The organism is Chloroflexota bacterium (genome assembly GCA_014360825.1).
Lineage (GTDB): Bacteria > Chloroflexota > Anaerolineae > UBA2200 > JACIWT01 > JACIWT01.
Genome location: JACIWT010000040.1, coordinates 1 through 7,259, shown reverse-complemented (window position 1 = coordinate 7,259; position 7,259 = coordinate 1). Strand labels below are relative to the sequence as shown.

Genomic DNA, 7,259 nt, shown 5'->3' with positions numbered 1-7,259 from the left:
CCAGCGTCCATATCGCTCCGGTTCTAAAGTGTTCAGATCCACTCCGGCCAATTCTAATACTTTCTGTACGTATTGAGAATATCCATACCCCAGAAACTGTATAGTATGTCCTGGACACCGTGCATGCTGCTGTTGACTTTCTACCCCTTCTGTTGTAAAATGCTCCTCGGATGGGGCGAACTTTCCCAGCCGTCAGGGTTTGCCGTTACACGGCAGCCCGCAAGGAGGACGAGCGATGGGCAAGCGCCTTGCTGCGCTGAGCCCCCGTTGGATGGTGGTGGGAGTGATCCTGACTGCCGCCGTGATCTGGGGTGCTTCTCTCTGGTCTACCGCCAGCCAGATCGGCGGCCCCTTCCCCGGCTTCTTTTACACCCCCGATCGCATGATCAGTGCTTTCACCCCCCCACGATTTCACTGGCTGGCAGGCGGGCCTGCGCCCCTGGGACCGTATCGTCGAGGTGAACGGGCAGCACTGGCGCGAGATGCGCCGCCTGGTGCGGGAGGCGGGCATCGGCGGCACCGTGGTCTACACCGTGGAGCGGGGCGGCCAGCGGCTCAAGATCGCCGTGCCGACGATGGAGTTTACTCCCGACATCATGTGGCGACTCACAGCCGCCGGCATCTTCTTTGCTCTCGTCTCCCTGGCGATTGGCATCTTTGTCTACATTCACAGGCCCTCCGGCCGGCTGAACCGCTATCTCCTGCTATATCTCCTGCTATGGGCAGGTGTCGCGGGTGTGGGATTCGAATTCCTCTACAGCCAGCAGAAATGGACCACCTATCTGATGCAGCCCTGGATCGCGTGTACCACGGTAGCGGGCTGGATTTTCTTCTGGACTTTCCCCGCCGACCGTGCCCGCAAGGAATTCCTGGCCCGCTGGCCTCTGATCCCGATCTTTGTGGCCCTGGCTGCTGTCGCCGTAGTCTATTTCCCGGCGCTCTTTTTCGTAGCCTCGCGCCTGGATCGTCCGGAATGGTGGCGCCTCTACACTCTTTCGGCCTCCTGGGGCTCTTTCCTGATCTTCGGGTGCGGCTCTGTTTTTAACAAGATCGCTCCCGTGCTCCAAATCGCCCTCAAGAAAGACGTCCCCGCATTGATCCGACACCAGGCGGTAGTGCTTTTCATTGGTATTGGCGTGGGCTTGAGCGGTTGGCTCATTTTCGAGTGGATCCCCTTCGCCGTCCACCTTTCTCTCACGGCCAACCCCGATTGGGGTTATCTCATCACCACTCTTTATCCCCTCTCCGTCGGTTACGCCGTCCTGCGCTACCAACTCTTCGACATTCGGGTGGTCATCCGCAAGGGTCTGGTCTATTCGCTGCTCACCGCCACCCTCACCGCCATCTTCCTGCTCCTCTCCCTGGTCACCGGCTACCTTTTCCAGGGGCTGACTGGCCGGCAATCCTTCCTGTTTGCCCTCTTCCCCGCCCTGATTGTGGCGATTCTCTTCCAGCCCGCCCGCAACCGCATCCAGACCTTCGTGGACCGGGCTTTCTTCCGCCGGGAGTACGAGGTGCGCCAGACCCTCACCACGTTCAGCCGAGGACTGAGCACTTTGCGTGAGCGGGGGGAGGTGGTGCACCTGGTATTGGATACGGTAACCAAGACTTTGGAGGCCCAGGGGGCTGCTCTCTGGCTCCTGGACGAGACTCCAGACTTCCGAAGTCTCCGAGACTTCGGAAGTCTGGAGCCTCGCTAGGTGGCTGGTCCAGGAGCGACGCCCTCTGCTACTGCACCCCGACGACCGCTCCCCTCAGGCCGAGGACTTGCGCCGGGTCGGGGCGACGTTGGCCGTGCCTTTTCTGACTGCAGTAAGGGCGAATGGTCATTCGTCTCTACTGTTGGGCATCCTGACCCTGGGGGAGAAGCGCTCTGGTGACCTCTACACCCAAGAGGACCTCGAACTCCTCACCACTTTGGCCCACAGTGCCACCCTGGCCCTGGAGAATGCCCGCTTGCACGAGGAGCGGATCGCCATCCTCCGCCAGCAATTGGTCCAGGTGACGGCTGCCCAGGAGGAGGAGCGGCGGCGCATTGCCCGAGAACTGCACGACGGAGTGGGACCCACTCTGGCCAGCATGAACGTCCGCCTGCGCACGGCGCGCAAACTCCTGCAACAGGATCCGGAATTGGCTGCCGAAGAAATGGAAGAGTTGGCCGAACTGGCCCAGACCAACATCCAGGACATCCGCCGCCTGATCTACGATCTGCGGCCAGCGGCGCTGGACGAACTGGGGCTCGTGCCCGCCCTGCGCGAGCACCTGGCCCGCTGCCAGCAGGAGCACGGCCTGACCATCGAGTTCACCGCAGACGAGGGTGAACGGCTGCCCGCCGCAGTGGAGACCGCTCTTTTCCGCATTGCCCAGGAGGCGCTGGCCAACGTAGTCAAGCACGCCCAGGCTCATCGGGTGGAGGTAACTCTGGTGCGGGATGAGGGTGCGGTAACCCTGCGCGTTGCCGACGATGGGCTTGGTTTCGATCCCCTGGCTCCCCGAGCAGGGACGCACCTGGGGCTGTGGAGCATGCGTGAGCGGGTGGAGCAGTTGGGCGGTCGGTTCGAGGTGGAGAGCACGGCGGGGCGAGGGACGACGGTGAGAGTGATCATCCCATATTCTGGCTAAGCGGCAAAGGGCAAGACTCGCAGAGCAGTGTGGGAAGACAGTCTTCGCAAAAGGAGTCAGGTGGACAAGATCAGTGTTTTGATCGCGGACGACCACACCCTCTTCCGCAAGGGCGTGCGCAAGATGTTAGAGGCGGAGGAGGATATGGAGGTGGTGGGGGAGGCCGCCACAGGCCGCGAGGCGCTGGAGCAGGCCCGAGCACTCATGCCCGACATCATCATCATGGACATCCAAATGCCTGACCTAAACGGCATCGAGGCCACTCGCACCATCCACCGCGAAATGCCCCACATAGGCATCATTTTCGTCACTATGTTCGAGGATGATGAGTTTGTCTACCAGGGCTTGCAAGCGGGCGGCCGGGGCTACATCCTGAAGGATGCCGACCCGGAGACTATGCTGCGGGCTATCCGCGCCGTCGCCCACGGTGAATCGCTCCTGGGCCCCACCATCGCCCAGAAGGCGCTCCGCCAGTTCGCCGCCCTGCCTGGCAAACAGACTCCTCTCGTGGATGATCTCACCCCTCGCGAGCAAGAGGTGCTCCGGTTAATCGCCGAGGGGCGCAGCAATAAGGAAATCGCTGGGGTGCTCTGCCTCAGCGAGAAGACGGTGAAGAATCACATCAACAACATCTTCTCCAAACTTCACGTTTACGACCGCACCCAAGCCATGCTCTACGCCATCCGCAAAGGACTGGTGAAGATAGGGTAGTCCAGCCTCACCCCTCAGCCCCGGGGAAAGTGGGCTGAAGTAGGTCCCCAGGCCCATCATCAGATGGGCCTTTTTTACTGCCCCAAAATAGGCTTGCCGACCCTTCCTCGCCCGACCTCCTGGTGATATCCTGGAGGCGGAAAGGAGATATGGTGGCATGATGACGGTAAACGTGCTGCTCTCGGGCAGGCTGAGATTGGACGGCTATGGGCGGGGCAAACCCGAGAACGGCGATGGCACCTTTTCCCTGGCTCTACCGGAAGGGAGCACGGTGCGGCGTGTCATTCGGGGCATGGGCGTCCCCTCGAGGAAGGTGGCTCTGAGCATGATCAACGGCCGTAAGTGTGAGGTAGAAGCCACGGTGAAGGCAGGCGACCGCGTCATCCTGATCCCCGAGGATGTGGCCGCCCTCTGGCGATACCTGGGTGCGATGAATATGAACACGGAGAGCGTTCTCGACTCCTGAGGAGGTAACTATGAGTCATCTGGATCCACAAACGAGGGAATATCTATGGCGCTGTCCCCAATGTGGGGAATCCATTCGTTTCCCCAACACGTTGGCGCTCGGTTTGGCTGAACGGGCAGGAGCCTGCCAAGGGTGCCGCGCCAAGGCGACTTTCGAGCGCAACCCGGGGCTCGTCGGCCTCTTCATGGACTTCTGGGCCCGTACGGATACCTGGCCTCAGAGCAACTCTTGGATGGAGGCTGTATCCAGGCCCATCGCCCTTTTTCTCGTACAAGCGGCCGTTCGAGAGGAAGGATGGGATCACGAGATACCTCGCGATTCACAGGGTGCGCTTTGATCCCGTGTGGTTCAGGTGGATAGGAGGGACACGATGATCACCATTCACGAGGCGCGCTATGCCCGCCAGACTGCTCTCCCCCAGATCGGCTGGCTGGGGCAGGAGAGGCTGGCCACTGCCAGCGTGACGATCGTCGGCTGCGGTGGATTGGGGACGGTGGCCGCCGGGCTGCTGGCCCGGGCAGGGGTGGGCTATCTGTATCTCATAGACCACGATATTGTGGAAGTCGGCAATCTGCATCGGCAAGTGCTCTTCGATGAGCGGGATTTAGGGCAGCGCAAGGCTATTGCCGCGGCAGAGAAGTTGCGCGCCATCAATAGCGAGATCGTCGTGGAGCCAGTGGTGGCGCGACTGAGCAGCAGCAACGCCGCAACTCTCTTGGCTGGCAGCGACCTGGTGCTGGACGGCACGGACAACGATGCGACACGCTACCTGATCAACGAGGTCTGCGTGAGGCAAGGCATCCCCTGGGTCTTCGCCGCCGTGGACGAAAACTACGGGCTGGCCATGGCCATTGTGCCGGGTCAGACGCCCTGCTTCTCCTGCATCTTCGGCGAGCCAATTTCTCTGCCTATGGTACCCCGCAGCAACAAGGGCCTGTTGGGGACCGTCACGCATATGGTGGCCGCAATCCAGGTTGGCCTGGCCGTGAGGCTTCTCCTGGGCGACGACCAGCACGCCGGAGGGCTGCTGTACGTGGATGCCTGGGACTATCGGATGGAGAGTATGCCACTCAGCCGACCGCCCGGTGGTTGTGGCGTTTGTGGTGATACAAAAGCCTCCCGCAGGTTCTAAAACCTGCGGGAGGCTTGGTCATTCGGGACCTGCGGGAGGCTTGGTGCTTACAGTTCCGCGTAGACCGAATCCAGCGCGCTATCGGGCACGTCGAAGACCTGGTTGTGGGGCGGGAGCGGCTCGTACTTCATGAACTCGGGCACGCGGTCCACCTCTTTGCCGATGCCTGCTGCCTCGTTGAACGCCCGCTCCTTCTTCAGGATTTCGGCGCCCAGTTTGGCGGCATCGTCCGACTTCCAGTTCGTGCCCAAGACGCCGTTGCACTCCTCCATCATGCCCTCGAAGCCACTGGAGATATCGAGGATGGCGAAGGCGATGAACAGGCAGTGGCCGGTGGAGTCAATGAAGGCGGTGGTGGCCTGGAAGGCGCGGCTGAGCGCAGCCTTGCCCTCGGGGCTCAGGGGATCTGCCTTGCCGCCGACGCTCAGGATCTCGGGGGCGATGGTGTAGCCGGAGGTGTGGTCGGCGCCCATCGTGCTGGTGGCGTAGGTGATGCCGATGCCCTTGACGGCGCGCGGCTCATAGGCGGGCATATTCTGCCCCTTGACGCCGGGCACGCGCACCACACCGAACGCTTTGCCGGTCGTGGCAGCGCCGTTGCCCAGGATGCGGCCCAGTGGCGTGCCCTTGCCGACCTCGTGCAACAGTTCGATTGCCTTCTTCCCGTCGCCGAACTCCGCCAGGCCGGCCTCCATCGCCACGGCGATGGTCCCGCCCATCTCGATGGTGTCCAGGCCGTAATCGTTGCAGAGGCGGATCAGTTCGCCGGTGTCATCCAGGCTATCAATGCCACAGTTGGCCCCGAAGGCCCACACCGACTCGTACTCCTGACAGGAGACGTGCTCGGTGCCGTCGGGCTTGTACCAGGTGTTGGAGCACTGGATGATGCAGCCGGGGCTGCAGGCATGGTTGTAGGTCTCTTTGCCGGTGCGTTTCTTGACCCCTTCGAAGATGGCCTCGCCCGCTATCTTGGCCGCGCCCTCGAAGCGCCCGCTGGAGAAGTTGCGGGTGGGGAGTCCTCCCGCCTCGTTCAGGATGTTGATCAGGACGGCCGTGCCATAGGTGTTCAAAGCGCCCTTGGGCTTGGTGATGGCGTGGGTGCGCAGGGCATCGGTCAGTTTCGCGCGCCCCTGGTCAAAGAGCGCCTTATCGGCAATGGTCACGCCGGGAGCGCCCGTGTCATCGGCCACGATGAACTTGAGGCCCTTGCTGCCCATCACTGCGCCCAGGCCACCGCGCCCGGAATAGCGGCTGGGGCGCTTGGACATATCGTTGAAGACGAGGCCGGCGGCAGCACAGCCGTATTCACCCGCCACACCGCAGCCGGCAACCGTCGCCTTCTGACCGAACCGTTCGTACACCTTCGGGAAGACTTCGTAGAGACCTTTGCCCACGTACTCATCGGCGGGCAGAAACTCTACTTTGGGCTTGCCAGCCTTGGCATCCCAAGTAACATGGGCTAACCAGTACTTGCCCTTCTCCTTGGGCTGCCCTTCCACCACCAGCGCCCGGATACCCATATGGGCCAGAGCGGGGGCAAAAGATGAGCCAGCGTTGCTCTCCTTGATGCCGCCGGTGAGCGGAGACTTGCCGCCCGCAGAGATACGAGCCGATGTTGGGGCGGGAGTACCGGTGACGATGCCAGGGGCGAAGACGAGTTTGTTGTTGGGGCCGAGGGGATGACATAATGGGGGCACTTCGTCATGGACGATGGTGGACGTCATTCCACGGCCGCCCAGGTTCTTGTAGGCTGCCGGGACTTCGTCCAGGCGATAGGTGCGGTCGTTCATGTTCAACCGTAGGATCCACATGTTTTTTCCTCCTTCTCTCAATCTCGATCATCCCAATAGACGCTGTGCGTGGCGTATAACGCTATGATACGCCACCACGCCCGAAATGTGCCGCCGAATGAATTCGGCGTCTGACCGCCAGCAAGTCGGCTTAAGCCGACTTCGTTCATAGAGCCGTCGGTTTCAACCGATGGCGGTGCTACGCCTGGAGCAAAGAACAAAAGGCAACGCTCGCCCCACCGGGCCCACGTTGCCTCCTTTGCAAACACGGCAGGCATAGGAATTACTCCCCATACCCTAACGCCCATTCCCTCCATCCCTGGAGAAAATGGGTCGGAGGAATCGCCCACGATGTCGCTTGTATGCTTTGGTTCTATTATAACCTATCTTGTGGCAAAAGTCAATAGGTTTTTTGCACGGTGTCCAGGACATACTATACAGTTTCTGGGGTATGGATATTCTCAATACGTACAGAAAGTATTAGAATTGGCCGGAGTGGATCTGAACACTTTAGAACCGGAGCGATATGGACGCTGGA

General features: G+C 61.2%; 8 protein-coding genes and 1 riboswitch. Of the genes, 6 read left to right on the top strand and 2 right to left on the bottom strand.

All coding sequences use genetic code 11. The annotated features are described in order from the left end of the window. Positions 1-389 precede the first annotated feature (389 nt). From H5T64_13070 to H5T64_13045, 6 genes are all read left to right on the top strand, one after another. The gene (locus H5T64_13070) at positions 390-1,700 is read left to right on the top strand and encodes a hypothetical protein (GenBank protein MBC7265268.1); all 1,311 of its coding nucleotides are present in this window, start codon (positions 390-392) and stop codon (positions 1,698-1,700) included. A gap of 94 nt (positions 1,701-1,794) precedes the next feature. Next, a complete protein-coding gene (locus tag H5T64_13065; protein MBC7265267.1) occupies positions 1,795-2,622 on the top strand; it encodes a sensor histidine kinase in 828 nt (275 codons plus the stop codon). Positions 2,623-2,682: 60 nt separating this feature from the next. Beyond that, a complete protein-coding gene (locus tag H5T64_13060) occupies positions 2,683-3,333 on the top strand; it encodes a response regulator transcription factor (protein ID MBC7265266.1) in 651 nt (216 codons plus the stop codon). Between the two features lie 157 nt (positions 3,334-3,490). Further along, on the top strand, positions 3,491-3,799 hold the full coding sequence (locus H5T64_13055) for a hypothetical protein (GenBank protein MBC7265265.1): 309 nt from the start codon (positions 3,491-3,493) through the stop codon (positions 3,797-3,799). A 10-nt stretch (positions 3,800-3,809) separates the two neighbouring features. Next, the gene (locus H5T64_13050) at positions 3,810-4,136 is read left to right on the top strand and encodes a hypothetical protein (protein ID MBC7265264.1); all 327 of its coding nucleotides are present in this window, start codon (positions 3,810-3,812) and stop codon (positions 4,134-4,136) included. A 33-nt stretch (positions 4,137-4,169) separates the two neighbouring features. Continuing rightward, on the top strand, positions 4,170-4,931 hold the full coding sequence (locus tag H5T64_13045; protein ID MBC7265263.1) for a HesA/MoeB/ThiF family protein: 762 nt from the start codon (positions 4,170-4,172) through the stop codon (positions 4,929-4,931). 47 nt (positions 4,932-4,978) lie between these two features. Here H5T64_13045 and H5T64_13040 read toward each other — a convergent pair whose 3' ends face one another. Further along, positions 4,979-6,742, bottom strand: a complete 1,764-nt coding sequence (locus H5T64_13040) for an aldehyde ferredoxin oxidoreductase (GenBank protein ID MBC7265262.1) — start codon at positions 6,740-6,742, stop codon at positions 4,979-4,981. A 17-nt stretch (positions 6,743-6,759) separates the two neighbouring features. After that, complete coding sequence (locus H5T64_13035) at positions 6,760-6,999, bottom strand: hypothetical protein (GenBank protein MBC7265261.1); 240 nt, start codon at positions 6,997-6,999, stop codon at positions 6,760-6,762. Further along, positions 6,960-7,072, bottom strand: a riboswitch (molybdenum cofactor riboswitch). (Overlaps the previous gene by 40 nt.) Between the last annotated feature and the right edge of the window lie 187 nt (positions 7,073-7,259).

Excerpts from the sequence above, each read along its gene's own strand:
- H5T64_13040 (MBC7265262.1), bottom strand. The coding sequence starts at position 6,742 with ATGTGGATCCTACGGTTGAACATGAACGACCGCACCTATCGCCTGGAC.
- H5T64_13050 (MBC7265264.1), top strand. The coding sequence starts at position 3,810 with ATGAGTCATCTGGATCCACAAACGAGGGAATATCTATGGCGCTGTCCC.
- H5T64_13055 (MBC7265265.1), top strand. The coding sequence starts at position 3,491 with ATGATGACGGTAAACGTGCTGCTCTCGGGCAGGCTGAGATTGGACGGC.
- H5T64_13035 (MBC7265261.1), bottom strand. The coding sequence starts at position 6,999 with ATGCCTGCCGTGTTTGCAAAGGAGGCAACGTGGGCCCGGTGGGGCGAG.
- H5T64_13045 (MBC7265263.1), top strand. The coding sequence starts at position 4,170 with ATGATCACCATTCACGAGGCGCGCTATGCCCGCCAGACTGCTCTCCCC.